20 protein-coding genes are annotated in these 24,867 nt (G+C 67.6%); 9 read left to right on the forward strand and 11 right to left on the reverse strand.

Features of this window, described 5'->3' with window-relative positions; genetic code table 11:
- Window positions 1–19: 19 nt before the first annotated feature.
- A complete protein-coding gene (locus tag ABIC50_RS12210; protein WP_011661068.1) occupies window positions 20–982 on the reverse strand; it encodes an ABC transporter substrate-binding protein in 963 nt (320 codons plus the stop codon).
- A gap of 497 nt (window positions 983–1,479) precedes the next feature.
- Here ABIC50_RS12210 and ABIC50_RS12215 point away from each other — a divergent pair, with 497 nt between their 5' ends.
- The gene (locus tag ABIC50_RS12215) at window positions 1,480–2,556 is read left to right on the forward strand and encodes a DNA topoisomerase IB (RefSeq protein WP_354164050.1); all 1,077 of its coding nucleotides are present in this window, start codon (window positions 1,480–1,482) and stop codon (window positions 2,554–2,556) included.
- Between the two features lie 28 nt (window positions 2,557–2,584).
- Here ABIC50_RS12215 and pqqE read toward each other — a convergent pair whose 3' ends face one another.
- The 6 genes from pqqE to ABIC50_RS12245 form a co-directional block, all read right to left on the reverse strand.
- Window positions 2,585–3,709: a pyrroloquinoline quinone biosynthesis protein PqqE gene (gene pqqE / locus ABIC50_RS12220; protein ID WP_006751645.1), complete on the reverse strand. Its 1,125-nt coding sequence runs from the start codon at window positions 3,707–3,709 to the stop codon at window positions 2,585–2,587.
- Window position 3,710: 1 nt separating this feature from the next.
- Window positions 3,711–3,992: a pyrroloquinoline quinone biosynthesis peptide chaperone PqqD gene (gene pqqD / locus ABIC50_RS12225; RefSeq protein WP_006751646.1), complete on the reverse strand. Its 282-nt coding sequence runs from the start codon at window positions 3,990–3,992 to the stop codon at window positions 3,711–3,713.
- Complete coding sequence (gene pqqC, locus ABIC50_RS12230; protein ID WP_012372244.1) at window positions 3,989–4,708, reverse strand: pyrroloquinoline-quinone synthase PqqC; 720 nt, start codon at window positions 4,706–4,708, stop codon at window positions 3,989–3,991. Before pqqC ends, pqqD begins: the two co-directional genes overlap by 4 nt.
- Before the next feature lie 2 nt (window positions 4,709–4,710).
- Window positions 4,711–5,634 carry a pyrroloquinoline quinone biosynthesis protein PqqB gene (pqqB, locus tag ABIC50_RS12235; RefSeq protein WP_354164052.1) on the reverse strand — a complete coding sequence of 308 codons (924 nt, stop codon included), beginning with the start codon at window positions 5,632–5,634 and terminating at the stop codon, window positions 4,711–4,713.
- A gap of 64 nt (window positions 5,635–5,698) precedes the next feature.
- On the reverse strand, window positions 5,699–5,773 hold the full coding sequence (gene pqqA / locus ABIC50_RS12240) for a pyrroloquinoline quinone precursor peptide PqqA (protein ID WP_006410019.1): 75 nt from the start codon (window positions 5,771–5,773) through the stop codon (window positions 5,699–5,701).
- A gap of 292 nt (window positions 5,774–6,065) precedes the next feature.
- Complete coding sequence (locus ABIC50_RS12245; RefSeq protein ID WP_354164054.1) at window positions 6,066–8,075, reverse strand: sigma-54-dependent Fis family transcriptional regulator; 2,010 nt, start codon at window positions 8,073–8,075, stop codon at window positions 6,066–6,068.
- 447 nt (window positions 8,076–8,522) lie between these two features.
- On the opposite strand from ABIC50_RS12245, the gene ABIC50_RS12250 reads away from it, so the two are divergent.
- The 5 genes from ABIC50_RS12250 (at window position 8,523) to ABIC50_RS12270 (ending at window position 15,658) form a co-directional block, all read left to right on the forward strand.
- Window positions 8,523–9,527: an alpha/beta fold hydrolase gene (locus ABIC50_RS12250; protein WP_354164056.1), complete on the forward strand. Its 1,005-nt coding sequence runs from the start codon at window positions 8,523–8,525 to the stop codon at window positions 9,525–9,527.
- Between the two features lie 778 nt (window positions 9,528–10,305).
- On the forward strand, window positions 10,306–12,033 hold the full coding sequence (locus ABIC50_RS12255) for a methanol/ethanol family PQQ-dependent dehydrogenase (protein ID WP_354164058.1): 1,728 nt from the start codon (window positions 10,306–10,308) through the stop codon (window positions 12,031–12,033).
- 75 nt (window positions 12,034–12,108) lie between these two features.
- On the forward strand, window positions 12,109–13,383 hold the full coding sequence (locus tag ABIC50_RS12260) for a c-type cytochrome (RefSeq protein ID WP_354164060.1): 1,275 nt from the start codon (window positions 12,109–12,111) through the stop codon (window positions 13,381–13,383).
- Window positions 13,384–13,458: 75 nt separating this feature from the next.
- Window positions 13,459–13,776 carry a high-potential iron-sulfur protein gene (locus tag ABIC50_RS12265; RefSeq protein ID WP_175679242.1) on the forward strand — a complete coding sequence of 106 codons (318 nt, stop codon included), beginning with the start codon at window positions 13,459–13,461 and terminating at the stop codon, window positions 13,774–13,776.
- 16 nt (window positions 13,777–13,792) lie between these two features.
- Window positions 13,793–15,658 (forward strand): sigma-70 family RNA polymerase sigma factor, encoded by a 1,866-nt coding sequence (locus ABIC50_RS12270; protein ID WP_354164486.1) that lies wholly within the window; start codon window positions 13,793–13,795, stop codon window positions 15,656–15,658.
- 31 nt (window positions 15,659–15,689) lie between these two features.
- On the opposite strand, the gene ABIC50_RS12275 is transcribed toward ABIC50_RS12270, so the two are convergent.
- A complete protein-coding gene (locus ABIC50_RS12275; RefSeq protein ID WP_354164061.1) occupies window positions 15,690–15,932 on the reverse strand; it encodes a hypothetical protein in 243 nt (80 codons plus the stop codon).
- Here ABIC50_RS12275 and acs point away from each other — a divergent pair.
- From acs to proP, 3 genes are all read left to right on the forward strand, one after another.
- Complete coding sequence (acs, locus tag ABIC50_RS12280) at window positions 15,910–17,904, forward strand: acetate--CoA ligase (protein WP_354164063.1); 1,995 nt, start codon at window positions 15,910–15,912, stop codon at window positions 17,902–17,904. The two genes, ABIC50_RS12275 and acs, sit on opposite strands and share 23 nt — an antisense overlap.
- 226 nt (window positions 17,905–18,130) lie before the next feature.
- Complete coding sequence (locus ABIC50_RS12285; RefSeq protein ID WP_354164064.1) at window positions 18,131–19,198, forward strand: porin; 1,068 nt, start codon at window positions 18,131–18,133, stop codon at window positions 19,196–19,198.
- Window positions 19,199–19,778: 580 nt separating this feature from the next.
- Window positions 19,779–21,248 carry a glycine betaine/L-proline transporter ProP gene (gene proP / locus ABIC50_RS12290; protein WP_354164066.1) on the forward strand — a complete coding sequence of 490 codons (1,470 nt, stop codon included), beginning with the start codon at window positions 19,779–19,781 and terminating at the stop codon, window positions 21,246–21,248.
- 93 nt (window positions 21,249–21,341) lie between these two features.
- Here the strand turns inward: proP and ABIC50_RS12295 are convergent, their stop codons facing one another.
- The 3 genes from ABIC50_RS12295 to ABIC50_RS12305 all read right to left on the reverse strand — a co-directional run bounded on the left by ABIC50_RS12295 (window position 21,342) and on the right by ABIC50_RS12305 (window position 24,828).
- Window positions 21,342–22,166, reverse strand: a complete 825-nt coding sequence (locus ABIC50_RS12295) for an alpha/beta fold hydrolase (RefSeq protein WP_354164067.1) — start codon at window positions 22,164–22,166, stop codon at window positions 21,342–21,344.
- A gap of 202 nt (window positions 22,167–22,368) precedes the next feature.
- Window positions 22,369–23,361, reverse strand: coding sequence for a LysR substrate-binding domain-containing protein (locus tag ABIC50_RS12300; protein WP_354164068.1), 993 nt, complete (start codon window positions 23,359–23,361; stop codon window positions 22,369–22,371).
- A gap of 606 nt (window positions 23,362–23,967) precedes the next feature.
- The gene (locus ABIC50_RS12305) at window positions 23,968–24,828 is read right to left on the reverse strand and encodes a ferritin family protein (protein WP_354164488.1); all 861 of its coding nucleotides are present in this window, start codon (window positions 24,826–24,828) and stop codon (window positions 23,968–23,970) included.
- Between the last annotated feature and the right edge of the window lie 39 nt (window positions 24,829–24,867).

A 24,867-nucleotide genomic window follows, 5' to 3' on the forward strand; every position in this document is an offset into this window, starting at 1 on the left:
CGCCCGCGTCCGTCAAGAATCAGTACTTGCGGGTCGGCAGCACCTGCGCCGCGACGTTCATCGGGAACACCGTCTCGTTCGTGACGATGCGCTTCGGCAGCTGCTTGCCGGCGACCACGTCCTTCACCGCCGTCATCAGCTGCGGGCCGAGCAGCGGGCTGCATTCGACGTCGACATTGATCTTGCCGGCGACCATCGCCTGGAAGCCGCCCTTGGTCGCATCGAACGACACGACGCTCACGTCCTTGCCGGGCTTGATGCCGGCTTCTTCCATCGCCTGGATCGCGCCGAGCGCCATGTCGTCGTTGTGCGCGTAGACGACGTTGATCTGCTTGCCGTAGGTCTTCGCGAACGCTTCCATCACCTGCTTGCCGCCGGCGAGCGTGAAGTCGCCGCTCTGCGACGCGATCACCTTGAACTTCGGATTGCTCTTGATCACCTCCAGCAGGCCCGCGCGGCGATCGTTGGCCGGCGCGGAGCCGACCGTGCCCTGCAGCTCGACGATGTTGATCGGGCCCGCGTCGTTCTTGTAGCGCTCTTCCATCCAGTGGCCGGCGCGCCGCCCTTCCTCGAGGAAGTCGGAGCCGATCATCGTCACGTACAGCGAAGGATCCTTCACGTCGACGCCGCGATCGGTCAGGATCACCGGGATGTGCGCGGCCTTCGCTTCGGTCAGCACCGGCTCCCAGCCCGACTCGACGACCGGCGAGAACGCGATCACGTCGACCTTCTGCGCGATGAACGAGCGGATCGCACGGATCTGGTTCTCCTGCTTCTGCTGCGCGTCTGAGAATTTCAGGTTGATGCCGGCGTCCTTCGCCGCGCTCTTCACCGACACGGTGTTCGCCGTGCGCCATGCGCTCTCCGCGCCGACCTGCGAGAACCCGAGCGTGATCGGTTTTTGCTGCGCGTGCGCGCCGGTGGCCAGCACCGTCGCCGCGGCGACGATCGCGCCGACCGCCAGCTTCCTGATGAATGTCATGGTCCGTCTCCGATGGTGTCGTTGTATGCCGCTGCGCCGGCCTTGCGCGGTGCTGTGCTGCGCTGTTCTGATTCTGCGTGGCGCGGATGCGGTGCGGGCTCGCCCGGCCTGCGCTTGCGCGCCAACCCGGTATGCATGCCCCGGATCAGTCTAGGAACAAGTCCGATAACCTTCCAATGAAATCTTGGATTGAAGCGATATCGGTATCGGCATACGTATAAACACCTAAGGGGTGGTGGGCTGCTGGCGGGGTTGTGCGGGAATGGCGTCAGCCCGCGTGTGGGCGGTCGCGGCAGCGGCCGTCGTGCAGGCAACGCGGAACGCGCGAAGTCGGCTCGGCGGCAAATCCACAGACGGCGCACGAATCTTGCTGCGGCGCTGGCAGGACCGCTCGCGCATCGCGGCGGGCCGCCCGCAACAAGGAGAACAACAATGCCCGCCATGCATGAACGCAGCACGCTGCGCGTGGAGGCTCCGATCGATTGGCGCATCGCAGCATGAAGAAGCCCACGCCACGCGGTGCCGCCGAAGCTCTTGCAGCCGCCGTCGCGAGTTCGACCGTGCGGCTGCGCCACGTCGACGACCGCCGCCCCGGCTACACGCGCCGGCGGCTGCGCAACGGTTTCGCGTACTACACGAAGGACGGTGAACGGATCCGCGACGCCGACGAAATCGCCCGCATCAAAGCGCTCGCGATTCCGCCCGCGTACACCGACGTGTGGATCTGCACGGACCCCAACGGCCATTTGCAGGCGACCGGCCGCGATGCGCGCGGACGCAAGCAATATCGCTATCACCCGCTGTGGCGGGAGACGCGCGACGCGAACAAGTACGCGCGGATGGCGGCCTTCGCCCGTGCGCTGCCGCGCATCCGCGCGCGTGTCGACCGCGATCTCGCGCTACCCGGGATGCCGCGCGACAAGATCGTCGCGACGATCGTGCGGCTGCTCGACACGACGCTCGCGCGGATCGGCAACGCCGAATATGCGCGCGAGAACGCGTCGTACGGGCTGACGACGCTGCGCAAGCGACACGTGACGATCCGGCCAGGCCAGGTGCGCCTGCGTTTTACAGGCAAGAGCGGCATCGAGCACGACGTGACCGTTGAGGATCCGCGCATCGGCCGCATTGTGCGGCGCTGCGCGGAGCTGCCGGGGCACGAGCTGTTCCAGTATCTGGACGACGACGGTGTGCGCCATTCCGTCGGCTCGTCCGACGTGAACGACTATCTGCGCGACGCAGCGGGTGCGGAGTTCACCGCGAAGGATTACCGGACGTGGGCGGGCAGCGTGCAGGCGCTCGCGCTGTTGAGGCGCATCCCGCATCAGGGCGTCACGCATGCCCGCAAGCAGATCGTCGAGACGGTGCGGACGGTCGCCGACACATTACGCAACACGCCGGCCGTGTGCCGGCGCTGCTACATCCACCCGGTGGTGCTCGATACATTCGAGGCCGGGTTGCTCGCGACGCTGGAGGTGCGGCGCACGCCGAGGGGGCTGCGTGCGGATGAAGCGGCGTTCGCGGCGTTGCTCGAGCAGGCTGCGCGGCAATCGAGGAAACGATCGAGCAAGTGACGCGCGCCGATCGCGAATCCCGTCCCGCTCAGCGCCCGACCGAATTAGCCACACTGCGAAAGATCAGCGGACGCTCATCCTGCCGCCCCGCCCGCCGCGCGAATTGCACGGCCTGCTCGACTTGGCCGTGATGCGCAGACTTCGCGCACACCGGATCAGCCTCCGCCGGATCGCCCGCCAGCATGTACGCCTGGCACCGGCACCCGCCATGATCCGTATGGCGCTCGTCGCAGGTGCGGCACGGGTCGCGCATCCAGCCGTCGCCGCGAAACGCGTTGAACGCGTCGCTGTCGTACCAGATCTCCTTCAGCGACCGGTCGCGCACGTTCGGCAGCACGAGGCCGGGCAACCCGCGCGCGGCGTGGCACGGCAGCGCGGTGCCGTCCGGTGCGACGCCGAGGAATACCGAACCCCAGCCGTTCATGCAGGCCTTCGGCCGCTGCTCGAAGTAGTCGGGCACGACGAACAGGATCTTGCATCGTTCGCCGACGAGCTTGCGGTAGCGATTGACCGTTTCCTCGGCTTCGCGCAGCTGTTCGGCGGTCGGCATCAGCTGGTCGCGATTCAGCATCGCCCAGCCGTAGTACTGCGTATTCGCGAGCTCGAGAAAATCCGCGCCGAGGTCGAGCGCCATCTCGATGATCTGGCCGACGTGCGGCAGGTTGTACCGGTGCAGCACGCAGTTCAGCACCATCGGATAGCCGTGCGCCTTGATCAGCCGTCCGACGTCGCGCTTGAGGTCGAAGGTGCGCGTACTGGTCAGGAAATCGTTCAGCTCACGCGTCGAATCCTGCAGCGACAGCTGGATATGATCGAGCCCGGCCGCCTTGAGCCGATCGATGCGCGTGGCGTTCAGGCCGACTCCCGACGTGATCAGGTTGGTATAGAAACCGAGCGATCGCGCATGCTGGACCAGCACCTCCAGGTCGTCGCGCTGCAGCGGCTCGCCGCCGGAAAAGCCGATCTGCGCGGCGCCGAGCGCGCGCGCGTCGCTGATCACCGTGCGCCATGCGTCGGTATCGAGCTCGGCGCCGTGCGTCGCGAAATCGACCGGGTTGTAGCAGAACGCGCAGTGCAGCGGACAGCGGTACGTGAGTTCGGCGAGCAGCCACAGCGGCGTGGACGGCCGGGTCGGTGCGGGTGTCGTGTCCATGTCAGTCGAGCCAGCCGCGCAGTCGCGCATGATCGAGGAAGCGATAGACGTCCGACGCGAGGTCAGACGTGCTGAACAGCCGCTCGAGTTCGTCGATGATGTCGTCGAGCTCGCGCGTGCCGTCGCAGCGCGCGAGGATCTCGCCCGCGCTCGGATTGAGCCGGACCATGCCTTCCGGATACAGGAGCACGTACGCATCCTGGGCCGCCTCCCACTGCAGGCGGTACATGCCCCTCAGCGAGGGGCGCAGCGGCACGCCGCTGACGGCGTCGTTGGAGTTCATGCGGGGTAGGCCTTTTCAATCGCATCGAGAATCGACCACAGCACATCCAGCTTGAACGACAGGATGTCGAGCGCGCGCCGTTGCGCGTCCGGTGTCGTGAAATGGTTCAGCGTCACCGCGAGCCCGTGCTCGACGTCGCGCTGCGCGAGCGGCACGCGGCTGCGGAAATACTGCAGCCCGTCCGCCTCGATCCACGGATAGTGGGACGGCCAGCCCGCGAGCCGGTCGAGATGGATCTGCGGCGCGAACATCTCGGTCAGCGACGAGCACACGGCTTCCTGCCACGGCGCATGCCGCGCGAAATTGACGTACGCGTCGACCGCGAACCGCACGCCGGGCAGCACGTGCACGAGCGACCACAGTTCCGCGCGCTCGATGCCGACCGCTTCGCCGAGGCGCGCCCATGCCTCGATCCCGCCTTCCTGGCCGCCGTGACCATCGTGATCGAGGATCCGCTCGACCCACAGCCGGCGCGTATCGCGGTCCGGGCAATTGGACAGGATCGCCGCGTCCTTCAGCGGAATGCTGATCTGGTAGTAGAAGCGGTTCGCGACCCAGCCGCGGATCTGCTCGGGCGAGCACGCGCCGGTATTCAGCCGCCGGTTGAACGGGTGATGGATGTGGTAGCGCGATTCGAGCGCGCGCAGGCGCGCCTCGAACTCCTGCGCACTCCACGGCGTCGCGTGCAGCGCCGCGGCGGGAATCGGTGCGTTCATCGTCAGACCTCGAATTGCATGCCGTCGTGGGCGACCTCGATCCCGTGCTCACGCAACTGCGCACGCTGCGCGGAACCGGGGTCGAGAATCGGATTCGTGTTGTTGATGTGCGTGAGCACCTTGCGCGTATGCGCGGGCAACGGCCGCAACCGGTCGATCATCCCCGGCTGCGCGGCATCGCCGCACTGCGCGAGATGGCCCATCTCGGCCGCGTGCTTCGACGACAGGCCGAGGTCGATCATTTCCGTGCCGGTCCAGAACGTGCCGTCCACCAGCACGAGATCGGCGTCGCGCATCGCGGCGCGCACGTCGTCGTCGACGTCGGCGAGCCCCGGTGCGTAGAATGCCTGGCGGCCCGTGGCCGTATCTTCGATCAGGAGTGCGATGTTGTCGCCGGGAACGGCCGCCGCACGCCGCGGCGAATAAGGCGGCGGCTTGCTGTCGACGGGCACGGCGGTGAAGCGGATGCCGCCGGCGCCGGGAATCGCGAACGGTTCGCCCGGCACGATCGGGTGTACGTCGACGCCGCAGTAGTGGCCGAGCAGCGGCACGAGCGGCAGCCCCGTCGACAAATCGTCGAGCACGGGGGCGCTCGCGTACAGCGGCAACGGCGACGTGCGCTCGCGCAGCATCAGCAAGCCCGTCACGTGATCGATCTGTGCGTCGCACAGCACGACGGCAACGATCGCGCTGTCGCGGATCGCGCGGGCCGGCTGCAGGTCGGGATCGGCGCGCAGCTGCGCGAGGATGTCCGGCGACGCGTTCACCAGCACCCAGTCGACGCCGTCGCCGCTGACCGCGATCGACGATTGGGTGCGCGGCACGATGCCGTCGGTGCCGGCCCGCGCGCGACGGCAGTTGCCGCAATTGCAGTTCCATTGCGGCAATCCGCCGCCGGCGCCCGAGCCGAGTATCTTGATCTTCATCTGCGTATGCTCCCGGTGCCGCCCGCATCGTGTCCGTCGATGCGGGCGGCACTGCGCGCGTCGATCAGCGGTTGGCGATGTACATCGTGATTTCGAAGCCGAAACGCAGGTCGGTATAAGCCGGCGTGGTCCACTGCATGATGTGTCTCCTGGTTGAGTTGGTGAGTCGATAACAACCGCATCGATCGAGCGGCCGATACCTATTCAGCAAGGAGCATGCCGGGGCGCGATTTGCGTCGCGCGGCGGCGCGCGAGGACATGCGGCAGCCGCCGGGTGGTCACGCCACCGACATTCTTTCTATTTCCATACAACGTAATTTCATCAACCTTGCTCGGACGGTGTGCTGCATGTGTGTCCGGTTGAGCAGGTGTTGAATCCTTGAACACCGGGTGTTGCAACCTGACACACCCCTGTGACACTCGCGCCGCCGTCAGCGCTCGTCGGATTCCAGCGCATCGGGGCCGGCGGCCGGCATCTTGCGGTAGATCGTGTTGCGCGACACGCCGAGCGCGCGCGCGGCGGCCGACACGTTGCCGCCATGGCGCGCGAGCGCGGCCGCGATCGCGGACGCGGCCACGTCCTGCAACCGCGCATCGCAGGCCGCGAACGCGGGCGCTGACGCTGGCGCGGCGAGCGGCGGCGGCGCGCAGGCGCCTTGTTCCGCCGGCCCGTCGTCGCGCCGCACGTCGTCGAAGAAATCGTCCGGCAAATGCTCGCAGCGGATCTCGCAGTCGTCGTCGACCATCGCGGCCGCCGTACGCAGCAGGTTCGCGAGCTGCCGGAAATTGCCCGGCCACGCGCAGCGCTCGAACAGCGCCATCACGTCGGGCGCGACGCTCAACGGCCGGCGCCCGGGCCCCGACAGCGTTTCCCGTTGCAGCATCTTCTGGACGACCACCGCGAGATCCGTGCGGTCGCGCAGCGGCGGCAGGCGCACGACGAGGCCGTTGAGCCGGTAATACAGGTCCTCGCGAAAACGGTTCTGCGCGATCATGTCGCGCAGGTCGCGGTGCGTCGCGCAGATGATCGCGATGTCGACGCCGATCGCCTTCGTCGAGCCGAGCGGGTTGACGATGCGCTCCTGCAGCACGCGCAGCAGCCGCACCTGCAGCGGGTACGGCATGTCGCCGATTTCGTCGAGAAACAGCGTGCCGCCGTTCGCCTGCAGCAGCTTGCCGGTCGCGCCCTTGCGGCGTGCGCCGGTGAACGCCCCTTCCTCGTAGCCGAACAGCTCGGATTCGATCAGCGTCTCCGGAATCGATGCGCAGTTGACGGCGACGAACGGCCCATCGCGGCGCGGCGAGTCGTTGTGGATCGCCTGTGCGAGCAGCTCCTTGCCGGTGCCGGTCTCGCCGGTGATCAGCACGGGAATGTCCTTGCCGATCACCTTGCGGACCTTCGCGATCACCGCCGCCACCTGCGGATCGCCGGTGTCGAGATAGCTGAGCCGCGACAGGTTCACCGCGCCTTGCGCAGCCGGCGGCCGCGCGGCCGGCGCGGCGCCATCGTGCACTTCGGCGGGCCGGCTGCCCTCGGCCCGCATCGCGCGGCGGAACTGCACGCGCGCGCAGACCACCGCGCCGTTGCCGAGGTTCAGCGACACGTGCGGCTCGGTGCTTGCGCGCATCCGGTCGATCAGCTGCGCGCTCGTCACGTCGAACAGCGACGCGAGCGTATGCGCGCGCAGCGCGGCGAGCGGCATCCCGAGCTGGAACTGCGCGCTGCGGTTGGCCGACAGGAAGCGGCCGTCCGCGGTGAACGCGACGATCCCTTCCATCAAGGTGCCGAGGAATTCGGGGCGGCCGTGGAACGACACCTGCAGCGTCTCCTGGAAGGTCGTCGTGAACAGGTGGTTCTCGATCATCTGCACCGACATCTTCGCGAGCGCCATCGTGTGCTGGTGATAGCTGCGGTGGTCGCCCGTCACGTCGAGCACGCCGATCGCGTCGCCGTACGGATCGAGGATCGGCACGCTCGAGCAGGTCAGGAAATGGTTCGCCGCAAGGAAGTGCTGGTCGCCGTGCACGACCATCGGGCACAGCTCCGCGAGCGCGGTGCCGATCGCGTTGGTGCCCTGCCGGTTCTCCGCCCAGTTCGCGCCCGGACGGAGCGCGACGCGTTCCGCGCGCCGCAGGAAATCGTCGTCGCCGATCGAATGCAGGATCAATCCTTCCGCATCGGTCAGCACGATCATGCTTTGGGTATTGACGATCTGCTCGTGCAGCGTCTCCATCACCGGCATCGCATGCACGCACAGCACGCGGTTCTGCTCGCGCTTGAGCGACAGCGCGGCGCCGGACAGCAGGTCGTAGTCGGGACGTGCCGTCGCCTGCAGGCCGAACGTCTCGGACCGCTCATGGGACTTCTGGATCGTCGGCGTCGGCCAGCCGGGCGCATGCGTGGCCCGTGCGTTGGCCGTCGGATGAACGTCATCGCGCATTGTCTCCTCCGGGGATCCTTCCGGTCGCTGCCGGACTGTTTGTCCTGAATCAAGCAAACTTCGGGCCACGGTGGCTAGGCTGCTTCAACCGCGCGTCGTGGATCGCTGCGTCGATGCCCAATGAAAGCAAGATGCAAGCAAGCGCCGGACGCTCGCGACGACTGCCGACGTGAGAGGCATTGCGAATGCGGATGCACCCGTCGCCGTTACCGGATGATTCCGATCGTCGTCGCTGGCGTGATTCTAGCTTTGATGTCGGTCAAGGCGCGGCCCGTTTGTGGTCCCTGCCGCCTCGGTCATTACCCTGATTCCGACAACCCCGACGCCTCGACGACATAACGCACCGACGCTCTGACGCTCTGATGACATGACGCGCCGACGCCCCGACGCCCCGACGCAATGACGACATGACGCACCGACGCCCCGACGCCCCGACGCTCTGACGACATGACGCACCGATCACACCGACCGCGCCGCGCTACTTCCGCCTCCCCGCCCGCGCTGTCTCGCGACGCATGCCGGATCGCGTGGACCGAAGCCGGCAATCCGCTCGGCCAGCCCGTCGTCGTGCTGCACGGCGGCCCCGGCAGCGGCAGCCGACCGGCAGCGGTGCTGCATTTGTTCGATCTGACGCGGACGCGCGTCGTGCTGGTCGACCAGCGGGGCGCGGGCGCGTCGACGCCGCGCGGCGGCCTGCGTCATAACAACACGATGCGGCTGATCGGCGACCTCGACGCGCTGCGGGTGCAGCTCGGCATCGCGCGCTGGGGTGTCGTCGGCGGATCGTGGGGCGCGGCGCTCGCGCTCGCGTACGCGGGACAGCATCCGTCGCGCGTGACCGGCGTCGTGCTGCGCGGGCTGTTCCTCACGTCGTCGCGCGAAGTGCGCGGCCTGTTCATCGGCGCACGCGTGCGGGCACCTCGGGAATGGCAGCGCCTGACCGCTGCCGCCGGCACGACGCGCGCCGATCGCCTGATCGGCTGCTGCGCGCGGCGTCTGCAGCCGGGCGCCGGTGCGGCGCGGCAACGCGCGCTCGCGCTCGCGTGGAGCGCGTATGAAGACGCGATCCTGACCGGGCGGCCTGCACGCGGGGCGCGCCCGACCCAACGCACCGTCGACCGGCTGATCGACAAATACCGGATCCAGGCGCATTACCTGCAACGTGCATGCTGGCTCGGCGAGCGCCGGCTGCTCGCGCTGGCGCGAGCAGCCGCACAGGCCGGCGTGCCGTTGCATGCCGTGCACGGCACGCGCGACCGCGTGTGCCCGGTCGACAACGTCGACCGTCTCGCACGCGCGGTGCCGGCCGCCATCGTCGAACGCGTGCAGGCCGGGCATCTTGCGAGCGACGACGCGCTCGCGCATGGCGTCGCGCGTGCGGTGCGTGAGATGCTGACCGCCGTCGCGGACCCACCCTCGCCGGCCGAATCGCCCGCTCAGTCCCACGCATAGCGCGCGCCCGGCGACGAAGCGGCGCTTCGACGCTTCGGCTTCCTTTATCTCCATGTCTCCTTCCGCCATTTATTTATGTCGTTATCCGTAACGATGCGTGGACGGCAATCGACGCTCCTTTGATCGGCCGGAGCTGCGGGCAGCATCGGAACGGTCAATGCACTGTGTCATCGCACGCGATCGTTTGAGGTCGACAGCGGCAAGAAGCAGACCGACACATGCACCGGCTAGCCGGCGGCATGCAGCCGCTGCCACGCAACGGCGCGCGGCGCGTCCCTATGCAGTCCGTGTCACCGCAGTCGCACCTGTGTCGATCTGGATCAGGGACGCGGCAACCCGGTCGCCACGCACGCCTCGCGTGCACGGCCCAGAGCTGCCGGTAGCGTGCGCATCGTCGCCGGCACAACACCATACGCGAACCCTGCGCTCCGTCCATGGCGATCGCGAGCTTTGCGCCGCGCATTCACGCCTCCAAAGACCTCACCAAACGAACACGCTCCACCGCACGCGATGCACCCGCACCCCCATCAACCCACTGTCATGTTTCGCAACACTCCGCCCGCGACTGTCCCCGAACGCAACACCCGCGGATCGCCCGCGCTGCGCCGCATGCGTCGCGACCACGCGCCCAATCGCCCGCTACGCCTTGCGTGGCAATGCTTCCGCCGCAATGGCATGCGATTTGCGTGACTGGCTGCGCACTGGACCCGGATCCCCACCCTTGCCGGCCCGGCCATGAGTTGGCCGCGGTGCGACCACAATGACTCAGGAGACAACCATGAAAAAACTCTCGGCTTCGACGCGCCGACTGGCAACGATCGGCATCGCGGCAGCCGTCGCCATCGCCTTGAATCCCGGCCTCGTGGACGCCGCCGCCGATTATCCGGCCGTCACGTACCAGCGCCTCACGGACGCGCAACGCGATCCCGGCTGGCTCACCTACTACCGCACGTACAACGGCCAGTCGCATTCGCCGCTCAAGCAGATCGATCCGTCGAACGTGAAGCAGCTCACGCAGGCGTGGAGCTACAAGTTTCCGGCCCAGTTGAAGCAGGGTTTCGAAGCCACGCCGATCGTCAACGGGCGCTACCTGTTCGTGACCACGCCGAAGGACAACGTGTACGCGTTCGACGCGGCCACCGGCGCGCAGCTGTGGAAATACGAACCGAAGCTCGGCGCGGAGTCGTTCAAGACGGCCTGCTGCGACGTCGTGAACCGCGGCGTCGCGCTGTACGGCAAGAACGTCTACGTCGCGATGCTGAGCGGCGAAGTGGCCGCGCTCGATGCGCAGACCGGCGCGCTCGTGTGGAAGAAGCAGATGTTCGAGCCAGGCCTCGGCTACTCGTTCTCGCTCGCGCCGCTCGCGATCGACGGTGCAATCGTGGTCGGCAGCTCGGGCGGCGAGTACGGCGCGCGCGGCTTCATCGCCGCGTTGAGCCCGACCGACGGCGCGCTGCTGTGGAAGCGCTACACGATCCCCGGCCAGGGCGAGAAGCACGCCGATACCTGGCCCGACGGCATGCAGGCGCACGGCGGCGCACCGGCCTGGCTGACCGGCACCTACGACGCGGCGACGCGCACGCTGTACTGGGGCGTCGGCAACCCGGGGCCGTGGCTCGCGGACCTGCGCCCGGGCGACAACCTGTACTCCGATTCGCTGCTCGCGCTGGACCCGAAGAACGGCGACCTCAAGTGGCACTACCAGTACACGAAGCACGACACCTGGGACTACGACGGCGTCAACACGCCGGTGCTCGCGACGATCAAGTACAAGGGCAAGGAACACGACGCGATCATCCACGCGGACCGCAACGGCTACTTCCACGCGATCGATCGCGACACCGGCAAGCTGATCTATGCGGAACCGTTTGTGAAGGCGACCTCGGTCACCGGCTACACGGAAGACGGCGCGCCGATCCAGGATCCCGCGAAGTATCCGAAGGTCGGCACGACGATCGACACGTGCCCGAGCTTCCTCGGCGGCAAGAACTGGTGGTCGGTGTCGTACGACCCGCAACGCCATCTCGCGATCGTGCCGTCACTGCATGCGTGCATGAGCCTGTCGGGCAAGTCGGTCAACTACATGGAAGGGCTGCCGTATCTCGGCGAAGGCTTCGAGATCAAGCCGGAGCCGGGCAGCGAAGGCTACGGCGAACTCCAGGCGATCGACGTGAACACCGGCAAGAAGGTATGGAGCCACTGGAGCAAGCTGCCGTGGAACGGCGGCGTCGCGACGACCGCAAGCGGCCTCGCGTTCAGCGGCTCGCTCGACGGCCACCTGTACGCGTTCGACGTGTCGACCGGCAAGGTGCTGTGGGAAAGCCCGAAGCTGGCGAGCGGGATCATCGCGCAGCCGTCGGTGTTTGAAGTCGATGGCAAGGAGTACGTAGCGGTACTGGCCGGCTACGGCGGCGCGAACCCGATCTGGGGCGGCCCGATGGCCAAGGCGGCGGACGACGTGCCGCGCGGCGGCACGCTGTACGTGTTCGCCCTCGACCGCGGCTGATCTCCACCCGGCCAACCGTATTGCGCCCGCGCCGACGGCGCGGGTGCCTCCCCCGTTTCCAACCGAGCGACGATCATGAACCTTCCACTTTCCCGTCTCGCCGTGGCCTGTGCGCTCGCGGCAGGCACGGCGCTGCTCCCGGTGCCGTCCACGGCCGCGACGCCGGTGCGCGTCTGCTCGCTGCCCGGCACGCCGACGGCCGCGCTCGACAAGGCCATCGCCCGTGACGTGTTCCGCGCGGCCGGCATCGCCGCCACCTTCTCCGCGCACGACGCGGGCGGCAGCGACGACGACGGCGTGTCCGCGCACGAGCTCGCCCGCATCCTCGAACGCGATTGCGACGTGCTCGCCGGCTTCCCGCGCTCGGCGATCGCCGATGCATCCGATACGAAGCTGCTCTTCTCGCAGGGCTACCTGCGATCGGGCTACGTGAGCGTCACGCGCCGCGACGCCGGCACGCCGACGGCCGGCCGCGAAATCGTCGCGGCCACCTACGCGAGCCCCGCGCAGCTGATCGCGGTCCAGCAGAAGGACGCGCGCTTCGATCTCGAGAACACGTCCGAGCAAACCGTCGACGCGGTCGCCCGCGGCCGCGCGCATCGCGCGATCGTCTGGTATCCGGCGGTCGTCGCGTATCAGGCCGCGCATCCGAAGCAGGCGTTCCGCATCGGTGCGACGTCGTCGCCGTATGCCGAGTGGCAGCTCACGTTCGCGTTCGCACCGCGCTCGGCCGCGCTGCAGCAGCGCATCGACGCGGCCCTCACGCAGATGAAGAACAACGGCCGGCTCGCCGCGCTGACCCGCAAGTGGGCACTGCCCGGCAGCGCCCTCGAAGCGCACGAGTCGCATGAATCGCGCACGCCGGCGCGCTTCCTCGACGGCGCGACGGCCGCCGGCGGCCGTCAATCGGGCGGCCTCCTGCGCGCGCGCAACGCAACTGCCGGCGGGGGCTTCATCCGCGTCGCGGCGGGCGCCGGCGACCCCGCACCCGCGTTCGACGCCGCACAGGCCGCGCACGGCAAGGAACTCTACGGCAATGCATGTGCGAAGTGCCACGGCGCCGACCTCGAAGGCAACACCGCGCCCGCGTTGAGCGGCACGTCGTTCGCGCCGCTGTCGCATTCGCACCTGACGATCGGCGGCGTGTTCGGCTACATGGCGACCAACATGCCGGCCGACCAGCCCGGCAAGCTCAAGGACGAGGACTACGCGGACCTGATGGCCTTCCTGCTCGCATCGAACGGCTATATCGCCAGCAAGAACAAGCTGACGGCCGATGCCGCACGCGCGTCGACGGCGCCGCTCATCGCCGGCCCCGCCGCCCACAAGGACGCGAACGCGAGCCAGTAACACCGGGCAAGCGGCTCCGCCACGCAATGCGGGCCGCGCCCTTCCCCACGATTTCATCTTGACCAGGACACGACCGTGACGCACTCCACCTCCCGCAGAACCTTCATCGTCAACACCATCGGCCTGTGCGCCGCGCTCGCCGCGGGCCGCACCGCCTATGCGGCGCCGCCGCTCGTCGACGAGAACGACGCCGCCGCGAAGACGCTCGGCTATCGCGCGCATGCGTCCAGCGTCGACCCCGCGCAGTTCCCGAAATACCAGGCCGGACAGCGCTGCTCGAACTGCCGCTTCTACAAGGGCGAAGCGGCCGATGCGAGCGGCACGTGCCCGATGTTCGGCGGCAAGTCGGTCGCGGCGGACGGCTGGTGCAACGTGTATGCGAAGCGCGCGTGACGCGTCGCGCGACGGGATGCCGGCGCGGCACGCGGTGGTGCCCACGGCCGGCCGCGACGACGGCGCAGCGCCGCACGCCGTCGCGCACCTCCACGCACTGATCGCGACCGGCCTGTCGCGCGGCTTCGTCACGCGCGGCGACATCATCGACGGGCTACCCGACGATGATGCGAATGACAGCGGCGTCGATGCGGTGGCGGCGGTGCTCGGCGAACTCGGGATCGCGGTGTGCGACAGCGCCGATACTGCAAGCGGCTGGACGCTCGAGCGCTACTTCCGGCCCGCACCGCCCGCGCGCGTATGGACCGACGGCGCCGGCACGCTCGTCGCGGCCGACCTGCTCGCGCCGCGCACGACCGATCCCGTCCGGTTGTATCTGCGCGAGATGGGCACGACGCCGCTCCTCACGCGCGACGAGGAGTTCGCGTATGCGCGACGGATCGAGCGTGGCCGCGCCGCGTCGGCCGCGGCGCTGTGCGGCGACCCCGATGCGCTCGACGCGCTCGTGTCGATTCGCGTCGAGATCGCGCAATGCCGGACCGCCGCGTCGACCTATGTGATCTTTCTCGACGATGGCCCGCACGACGACACGGCGGCCGATCACGCCGAGGCGGGCACGTCGGCCACCGCCGCCGGCGAACCCGCGCGCGACGACGATACGGAGGCCGATACGCAGACCGAGGATTCGAGCTGGCGCGACGCGGTGGCGGCGCAGCTCGCACGCATCGATGCACTTGCGCACGGCATGCGCGCGGCACTGGCGTCCGGCGGCAGCGCTTGCGCCGCGTATCGCTCGCACGTACGCGACGCCGCGGCACTGCTCCGCACATTGGGCTTGTCCGCCCGCGCGCTCGAACGGATGAGCGAGCCGCTGCGCGGCCGCGCACGCCGGCACCGCGCGTTGCGCGGCCGACTGGAGCGGATGCTGGCCGACGTGGGTGTCCCGCCGTCGTTGGCGCACGCGGCCGACGACGATCACGCCGGCTGGCTCGCGTCATGCATCGCCGCACACCCGGCCTGCGCGCCGACGCTGACGAGACGCGCGGCCGAGTTCGTCGATGCACGCGACGCGATCCTGCGCGCGGCGCCCGCATCGGAACTGCCGCCCGGCGCAACCGCGTCGCTCGATGCACGACTCGGCGCGATCGAACGCGCGATGCAGCCGGCGAAGGCGGGATTGTTCGATGCGAACCTGCGGCTCGTCGTGTCGATCGCGAAGCGCTATCCGGATCGCGGCCTGCCGTTCGCGGACCTGATCCAGGAAGGCAACATCGGACTGTTGAAGGCGATCGAGCGCTACGACTACCGGCGCGGTTTCCGGTTCTCGACTTACGCGACCTGGTGGATCCGGCAGGCGATCACGCATGCGCTCGCCGATCTCGGCCGCACGATCCGCGTGCCGACGCATACGGTCGACGCGCTGAACAAGCTGTCGCGGCTCGCGCGCGAGCATCGCCAGCGCGCGGGCACGGCGGCGACGCCGGCCGAACTGGCCGTCCACATGGGCGAGCCGGTCGACAAGGTGCGCGACCTGATGGCCATCGTGAAGGAACCGGTGTCGGCCGACGTGCCGGTCTCGCCGGAAGGCGACATGACGTTCGCCGACGTCGCGCCGGACACGTCGACGCCTTCTCCCGAAGACGCGGCCGGCGCCACCCAGTTGCGCAGCACGATCGCCGCGGTGATCGACCGGCTGCCGCCGCGCGAGGCGATGGTCCTCAAGCTGCGCTATGGGCTGCACACGGACGAAGGCTGCTCGCTGCGCGACATCGGCCGCCAGCTGAACCTGTCCGCGGAACGCGTGCGGCAGATCGAGGCGTCGGCGCTCGCCCGCCTTCGAGCGTCCGACACGCTCGGCCTGCTCCGGTCGTTCATCGCGTAGTACTCGGCGGCATCGCGGGCAGCGCTCGTCACTAATCGCACGCCGTGTTGAAGCCTGCAACACGTCTGCTGCATTTCGACGCAAGCGGAAAGCCGGCAGGTACACGGGCCGCTCCCTTCATCATTGATTTGCAGTGCAGATCGAAAGGCAGCAACAGCATCGCACCGCGCACACACGCCGTTCCGGCCGAATATCCGAGCGATTGGCATGCAAGTTGCATTTCAACCGTCAAGCCACACACTACGATTTCCATGGAGAACACCTTGACCGCCATCGTATCGATCCTTCAGGAACGCCGGATCTTCGAACCGACGGCCGACACGCGCGAGCGCGCGACCATTTCCGGCATGCCGGCCTACCAGGCGCTGGCTGCCGAAGCCGAGCGCGATTACGAAGGCTTCTGGGCGCGTCTCGCCCGCGAAGGCCTTTCGTGGCACAAGCCGTTCACGAAGGTGCTCGACGAGAGCGACGCGCCGTTCTACAAGTGGTTCGACGACGGCGAACTCAACGCGTCGTACAACTGCCTCGACCGTCACGTCGAAGCCGGCAACGGCGAGCGCGTCGCGGTGATCTTCGAGGCCGACGACGGCACCGTCACGCGCGTCACCTACGCCGATCTCCTCGCACGCGTGTCGCGCTTCGCGAATGCGCTGAAGAAACGCGGAATAGCGAAGGGCGACCGCGTCGTCATCTACATGCCGATGTCGATCGAAGGCATCGTCGCGATGCAGGCCTGCGCACGCATCGGCGCGACGCACTCGGTCGTGTTCGGCGGCTTCTCCGCGAAATCGCTGAACGAGCGGCTCGTCGACGTCGGCGCGGTCGCGCTGATCACCGCCGACGAGCAGGCGCGCGGCGGCAAGACGCTGCCGCTCAAGAGCATCGCCGACGAAGCGATCGCGATGGGCGGCTGCGACGCGGTGAAGAGCGTGATCGTCTATCGCCGCACCGGCGGCAAGGTCGACTGGCACGCCGGGCGCGACCTGTGGATGCACGAACTCGCCGACGCCGAGTCCGACACATGTGCGCCGGAATGGGTCGGCGCCGAGCATCCGCTGTTCATCCTGTATACGTCGGGCTCGACCGGCAAGCCGAAGGGCGTGCAGCACAGCACCGGCGGCTACCTGCTGTGGGCCGCGCAGACGATGAAGTGGACCTTCGACTGGAAGCCCACCGACGTGTTCTGGTGCACGGCCGACATCGGCTGGGTCACGGGCCATACGTACATCACGTACGGGCCGCTTGCGTGCGGCGGCACGCAGGTCGTGTTCGAGGGCGTGCCGACCTATCCGGACGCCGGGCGCTTCTGGAAGATGATCGGCGATCACAAGGTCAGCGTGTTCTACACCGCGCCGACCGCGATCCGTTCGCTGATCAAGGCCGCCGAAGCCGACGACAAGGTGCACCCGAAGAGCTATGACCTGTCGAGCCTGCGCATCATCGGCACGGTCGGCGAGCCGATCAATCCGGAAGCGTGGATGTGGTACCACAAGCACGTCGGCCAGGAGCGCTGCCCGATCGTCGACACGTGGTGGCAAACCGAAACCGGCGGCCACATGATCACGCCGCTGCCGGGCGCGACGCCGACGGTGCCGGGTTCGTGCACGCTGCCGCTGCCGGGCATCATGGCCGCGGTGGTCGACGAGACCGGCCAGGACGTACCGAACGGGCAAGGCGGGATCCTCGTCGTCAAGCGGCCGTGGCCGGCAATGATCCGCACGATCTGGGGCGATCCGGAGCGGTTCAAGAAGAGCTACTACCCGGAGGAACTCGGCGGTCGGTTGTATCTGGCCGGCGACGGCACGGTGCGCGACAAGGACACCGGCTACTTCACGATCATGGGCCGCATCGACGACGTGCTGAACGTGTCGGGCCACCGGCTCGGCACGATGGAGATCGAGTCGGCGCTGGTCTCGCATGAGCTGGTGGCGGAAGCGGCGGTGGTCGGCCGTCCGGACGACACGACGGGCGAGGCGGTGGTCGCGTTCGTGGTGCTGAAGCGTTCGCGTCCGGAAGGTGAGGAAGCGGCGGCGCTCGCGAAGACGCTGCGCGACTGGGTCGGTAAGCAGATCGGGCCGATCGCGAAGCCGAAGGACATCCGCTTCGGCGACAACCTGCCGAAGACGCGCTCGGGCAAGATCATGCGGCGCCTGCTGCGCTCGCTCGCGAAGGGCGAGGCGATCACGCAGGACACGTCCACGCTCGAGAACCCGGCGATCCTCGATCAGCTCGGCCAGTCGCTCTGAATCACGAGGCCGGCACCGGCCGGCCTCCCCTACATCCTCGACGCACGCGCGTTCCGGCGCCCATCCGGGCCATGAACGCGTCGCGCGCGGCCGACACCCGGCCGCGCACGTGCGTCCCGCCGCGCCCCACCCTGCGTGCGCGGCCTGCACGACGGACCCGCCATGCGCGGCGTGCGTCACATCCCTGTTCGATGCATGGACGTACAACAACACTGGAGACATCCCAATGAAAAACAGAATCGTGATCGGTTGCGCCGCGCTGGCGGGCGCGATGGCCAGCACCGGCGCCTTCGCGCAAAGCGCCGTGACGCTGTACGGCAACCTCGACGCCGCATTGCTGTACACGAGCAAGACGCTCGACGCCGCCACCGGCGCGAACGCCGGCCATCAGTTCGCGATGACCGATACCGGCATGACGCCGACGACCTTCGGGATGACCGGCACCGAAGATCTCGGCGGCGGCCTCAAGGCGAAATTCCAGCTCGAAAGCGGCTTTGCCGTCACCAACGGCGCGTTCGCCCATTCGAACGGCAACTTCTTCGGTCGCCAGGCGTGGGTCGGGCTCGACGGCGGCTTCGGCACGATCAAGGCTGGCGTGCAGTACTCGCCGTTCCTGCTCGCGATCTTCGATTCGGATCCGCGCAACTTCTCGCACTTCGGCAGCGGGCTGATCAACTACGTCGACAACGTGCTCGTGACGGGCCTGTTCAATCCGAACGCCGTGTCGTATACGAGCCCGACGATCGCCGGCCTCGCCGGCAGCGCGATGTTCGCGTTCGGCGGCAAGGCCGGCGACTTCCAGGCCGGGCGCCAGTATTCGGCGAGCGTCAAATACGAGCATGACGGCTTCATGATCAACGCCGCGTTCTACGACGGCAACGACGGCACCAACCCGACGCCGACGCCGAGCACCGTCGCGTTCGTAGGCCGCACGATCGGCGCCGCGTACCGGTTCGGCCCGGTCACCGCGAAGGCGTCGTTCGCGAGCTACAAGGTCGGCGGATCGTTCAGCAACAACGTGTACGGCGGCGGCCTCGACTACCAGGCGACGCCGGCCGTCGACCTGAACGGTGGCGTGTGGTTCACCAGCGACCGCAACGACACGGCCAATCACTCGCTGCTCGCGGCTGTCGGCACGACCTACAGCCTGTCGAAGGCCACTGCGCTGTACGCGCAGGTCGCGATGGTCAACAACCACGGCGCGATGAACACCGGGCTCGGGATCAACAACGCGCTTTACGCGGTCACCGGGACGACCGTCGGCGCGAACCTCGGGATTCGTCACGTGTTCTGATGTGCGCGGGCGGCGGTTGCCTTCGCCGAACTGCCGCCCTTCTGCATTCGTAGTCCGAATCATATTGCGTCGCGTTCGTCGCGTTCGTCGCGTTCGTCGCGTTCGTCGCGTTCGTCGCGTTCGCCGCGTTCGCCGCGCGATGGCGCAACCGCACATCGGATTCGACGCGGCTTTCATTGCGCGTGCGAATCCGTGCGCGATGTATCGGTCGGGGTGCTCAGCCGCATCATGCCTGCACGATCGCGCGACGTACCGCCGCCCCCGCGCCTCGCCTCCGGTATAGACCACCGTCGACGCTGCCCGGACCGCCGCCCCCCTTGCAGGCGCCGCCCAACGAGTTGCCCGCCTGCGCCATCCGTGTCGTTTACGACCGGTTTCCGGGCGCATGACCGATAGTCCGCTTTCCCCGTTTCTCTACACTGCTTTACACCAACACACCCTTGCCGGGTGTCGCGTGGCGCGCGCCGCGCGCTCGACATCACGGCGATCCAGAGACAACCGCCTTCGTCCCCGACGGTTCCGCGCCCGCCCCCCGTGCGCCCGCTCGGCCGGCCGCGAAGGCTCCTTCCAGGAGCGTTCCTTGAGTTCATCGCAAGCGCACCCCGCGAAAGCCCGGTCTTCGCGCAAGGCCCTGAAGCTGGACGACATCACGATCGTCGACCCGGCCGTCCTGAAACGCGCGGTCGGGGCCATGGCGTTCGGCAACGCGATGGAATGGTTCGACTTCGGCGTCTACAGCTATATCGCCGTCACGCTCGGCAAGGTGTTCTTCCCGTCGAGCAGCCCGTCCGCGCAGCTGCTCGCGACCTTCGGCACGTTCGCGGCCGCGTTCCTCGTGCGCCCGCTCGGCGGCATGGTGTTCGGCCCGCTCGGCGATCGCATCGGCCGCCAGCGCGTGCTCGCCGCCACGATGATCATGATGGCCGTCGGCACCTTCGCGATCGGCCTGATTCCCAGCTACGCATCGATCGGCATCATGGCGCCCGTGCTGCTGCTCGTCGCCCGCCTCGTGCAGGGCTTCTCGACCGGCGGCGAATACGGCGGCGCCGCCACCTTCATCGCGGAGTTCGCGACCGACAGGCGACGCGGCTTCATGGGCAGCTTCCTCGAGTTCGGCACGCTGATCGGCTACACGCTCGGCGCGGCCACCGTCGCGGTGCTGACGGCCACGCTGTCGCAGGAAGCACTGTTGTCGTGGGGCTGGCGCGTGCCGTTCTTCATCGCCGGGCCGCTCGGCCTCGTCGGCCTGTACGTGCGGCTCAGGCTCGAGGAAACGCCCGCGTTCAAGAAGGAAGCCGAATCGCGCGAAGCGGACGAACGAGCGCGCCCGAAGCAGTCGTTCGGCACGCTGCTCGTCGAACAGTGGAGGCCGCTGCTGCAGTGCGTCGGCCTCGTGCTGATCTTCAACGTGACCGACTACATGGCGCTGTCGTATCTGCCGAACTACCTGTCGGCGACGCTGCACTTCAACGAGACGCACGGCCTCTTCATGGTGCTGATCGTGATGTTGCTGATGATGCCGATGACGCTCTACGCGGGCCATCTGTCCGACCGCGTCGGCCGCAAGCCGGTGATGATGGCCGGCTGCGTGGGTCTGCTCGTGCTGTCGGTGCCGGCGCTGCTGCTGATCCGTACGGGCGGAATGCTGCCCGTGTTCGGCGGGATGCTGATCTACGGCACGCTGCTGTCGACCTTCACCGGCGTGATGCCGTCCGCGCTGCCCGCGCTGTTCCCGACGCGCATCCGCTACGGCGCGCTCGCGATCGGCTTCAATGTGTCGGTGTCGCTGTTCGGCGGCACGACGCCGCTCGTCACCGCATGGCTCGTCGATCGCACCGGCGACCTGATGATGCCGGCCTACTACCTGATGGGTGCGTCGTTCATCGGCATCGTGTCGGTGCTCGCGCTGCGCGAAACCGCGCGGCGGCCGCTGCCCGGCTCCGCGCCGTGCGTCGCGAGCCGCGCGGAAGCGCAGGACCTGATTCGCCGCGGCGCCGACGAAGGGCGCGTGCGCGACCGCAAGTTCACGCCGATCGGCGAACGCGCGTAACACGCGTTACGCGCATCACGCCGGGCCGCATCACGCAGGCCCGCATCACACGACGCCGCGCGGCATCCGCCGCCGGCGTCGCGCGCATGAAGGTCAGCCCGCCGCGAGCTTCTGTTCGTCGAACCAGTCGAGCAGCATCCGCGTGACGAACGCGGGATTCTCCAGGTTCGAGATATGGCCGGCGTCCGGCACCAGCGCGTGGCGGCAGCCGATCACGCTCGCCATCTTCACCGTCTCGGACGGCGGGCGCGCCATGTCGCCCGCGCCGCACATCAGCAGCGTGCGTTCGCCGTCCAGGTCGGCGAGCGCGGCCAGCGTATCGGGTCGCCCGAAGATCAGCCGGCCGAGCGGGGCGATCGATTCCCGCAGCCGGTCGGCCGGCAGCTTCGCGAGCGCCGCGCGAAACGCGCTCGGCACCGGGTCGGCCAAGTTCACGTCCGGCCGGAAGAACAGCGGCACGATCGCATCGAGCAGCGGCGGCACGACGCTGCCGGCGGCCTCGATCGCATCGAGCATCGCGAAGTAGCGCAGGCGCGTCGCGTCGGGCTCGGCTTCCAGCGACGCATCCATCAGCACGAGCGAGCGCACGCGCCGCGGTTCGCGCAACGCGAGCCGCGCGCCCCACATCCCGCCGACGCTGAGGCCGACGACCGCGCATTGCTCGATCTCCAGCGCATCAAGCAACGCGCTCGCGTGTGCGGCGAGATCGTCGAGCGTCTGCGTTCCATCGGGCAGCGGGCCCGACGCGCCATGCCCCCACAGGTCCGGCACGATCACGCGATAGCGGCTGGACAACGCGTCGATCTGCGGCGCCCACATCGCCGCGTCCCACAGATAGCTGTGCCCGAGCAGCACCGGAAAGCCGGTGCCGTGATCCTGGTAATGCAGTGTGCTGTGCTGGATGGTCAGTGTGGGCATCGCGCCTCCGGGTTCATGTACGTATGGACGATCGACGGCGGCCCGCAACCGGGCGCCTGGGTCAGCGGCGTATTGCGACGCACGCGAAGCCGCGAATCATCGCACAGGTAGCGGCGTTTGCGGATGACGCGTGACGCGTGCGGCGGCAACGACGCGCCGCGCGACGCGAGCGCGGAGCGGCCATCCACGCGGCGCGCGGGCGCTAGCCGACGCGATACAGCGGCAGCACGTTGCTGCCCGCGTTGTCCGGGGGCGCCTGGGGCGGAACGCTGGCTTCGTCGAGCAGCCAGTTGGTGAGCACCGCGATGTCGAATTCGTTGCACGCGTCGGGGTTCTGCACGACCGCATAGCTGCCCGATGGAACGGTGCAGTGGGGAAACAGCTCGACGAGCCGGCCCTGCTTCAGCAGACCGTCGATCAGCGGGCGCCTGCCGATCGCGATGCCGTGCCCGTCGACGGCGGCCTGCACGAGTTGGTCATACTGGCTGAAGTGCAGCGCACCGACCGGCCGCAGCCGCGGCACGCCGAGCGCCTTCAGCAGATTGCTCCACGCATACCACGGCCATTCGCCGCGCGGATCGTCGAGATGCAGCAGCACGTGCTTGTCGAGATCGTCCGGCGTCATCGACGGACGGCCGCCGACGGCCGTCGCGAGTGATGGGCTGCACACCGCGACGACGCGTTCGCGAAACAGCACCTGCGTGTCGTCGAGCGGCGTGCACGGGCCCGCATAGCGCACCGCCAGGTGCAAACGTTTGCGTTTGAGATCCTCGATTTCGCTCGTCGCGGACACGCGCACATCGATGTCCGGATAGCTTGCGCGGAACGAACCGAGACGCGGAATCAGCCAGAGCGCCGCGAACGACACGGTGGTCGACAGCGAGATCGAGCGCTGGCCGACACTCGACGACAGCTTGCCCACGACCGATTCCAGATCGGACAACGCAATCGAGATCGCGTCGTACAGCTCGCGCCCCTTGTCGGTCAATGTCAGCGAACGGATGTGCCGGTGAAACAGCTCGATCCGCAGCTGCTCCTCGAGCGCCTTGACCTGGCGACTCACGGCGGATTGCGTGACGTTCAACTCCTGCCCTGCCCGCGTGAAGCTCAAATGCCGCGCCGCGCATTCGAAGCCCCTCAGGAAATCAAGCGAAGGCATCCCTCGCAACCGTTTTGCCAATCTCACATTCGCCATACCGCCGCCTCAAAATGACATTACCAACAGACAAGTCGCCTTCCGTCTCCCTGAGATCGTTTTATTTCCATTTGAAACCGGAAACGATTTTATAGCGAAGCATAGACGATTATCATTCTTGCTTTCAACCGTGACACTCATATTTATATATCAACGTCGATTCAACATCTTATTCTTACATTAGCATTATGAAATATTAATTCTGTAAATCGAACCATCAATTGATCGACCCGGGAAATTACGCCATAAACGCCCTCCACATAAGGGTTCCAGTATGAAATTCGGTGTTCATTCGTCTGTTCCGAGGCTTCGGCGGACAGAAAAATATGCGCCTACAATACAATTTCAATTACCTGTCTTTATAATCAATTTCCCGGATTATGGGAATTTCATAAACACTGGATCCGGTTCCACCCCATCCGAAAATCGGCATTCGAGTGTTTATTTGAACCGGCTAAACACGAAAATATGCGGCGGTTTGTCACACCGTTTTTAAAAAATGATCTGGTCGATTACGCGCGCCAATGGCCGAGCTCGCCGGACAGCGTCGCCGCCCGGCGCTTCATGGCCCCGTTCCGCCCACCGCGCGGCAGCCCGCGCGACCGGCTACACGCTGTCTGCCGTGTCGTGCACGCGCGCCGTGACCTCGCGACGATAGCGATTCAACTCCTGCGCGGTCGCGAACGTGCGCTCGAACAGGATCGACAGGTTGTGCAGGATCCGGTCGACGACCTTCTTTTCCCACTCGCCGTCGAAGCGGATCTGCTCGTCGAGCCAGCGCTCGAGCCATTCCGGATCGGGCAGGCGCGACTGCACGGTGTCGCGCGGGAACAGCGCCTGATTCACGTGCAGGTTGGTCGGGTGCAGCGGCTTCTCGGTGCGGCGCGCCGACGCCATCAGCACGCCGATCTTCGCGAACGCCGCGCGCGCGACGTCGCCGCAGTTGTTCAGCGCCTTCTTCATGTAGCGCAGGTAAGCGCCGCCATGGCGCGCTTCATCGCGCGAGATCGTTTCGTAGATGTGCTTGATGACCGGCTCGGTGTGCCAGTCGGCCGCGCAGCGATACCAGTGGTTCAGGCGGATCTCGCCGCAGAAGTGCAGCATCAGCGTCTCGAGCGGCGGCGCCGGATCGAACGGGAAGCGCACCGCGTGCAGCTCTTCCTCGGTCGGCACCATTTCCGGCCGGAACCGGCGCAGGTATTCCATCAGCACGAGCGAATGCTTCTGCTCCTCGAAGAACCACACGCTCATGAACGCGGAAAAGTCGCTGTCGTGCTGGTTGTCGCGCAGGAACATTTCCGTTGCGGGCAGCGCCGACCATTCGGTGATCGCGTTCATCCTGATCGTCTTCGCGTGCTCGTCGGTGAGTAGCGACGCGTCGAAGCTGTCCCACGGAATGTCCTTCTCCATGTCCCAGCGCACGGCCTCGAGCGATCTGAAAAGTTCCGGATAGAGCATCGTCGTCACCGTCATCGGGAAGCGTTCGGGTTCGTGACCGGCCGCGGC

Source organism: Burkholderia sp. 567 (assembly GCF_040545115.1).
GTDB lineage: Bacteria > Pseudomonadota > Gammaproteobacteria > Burkholderiales > Burkholderiaceae > Burkholderia > Burkholderia ambifaria.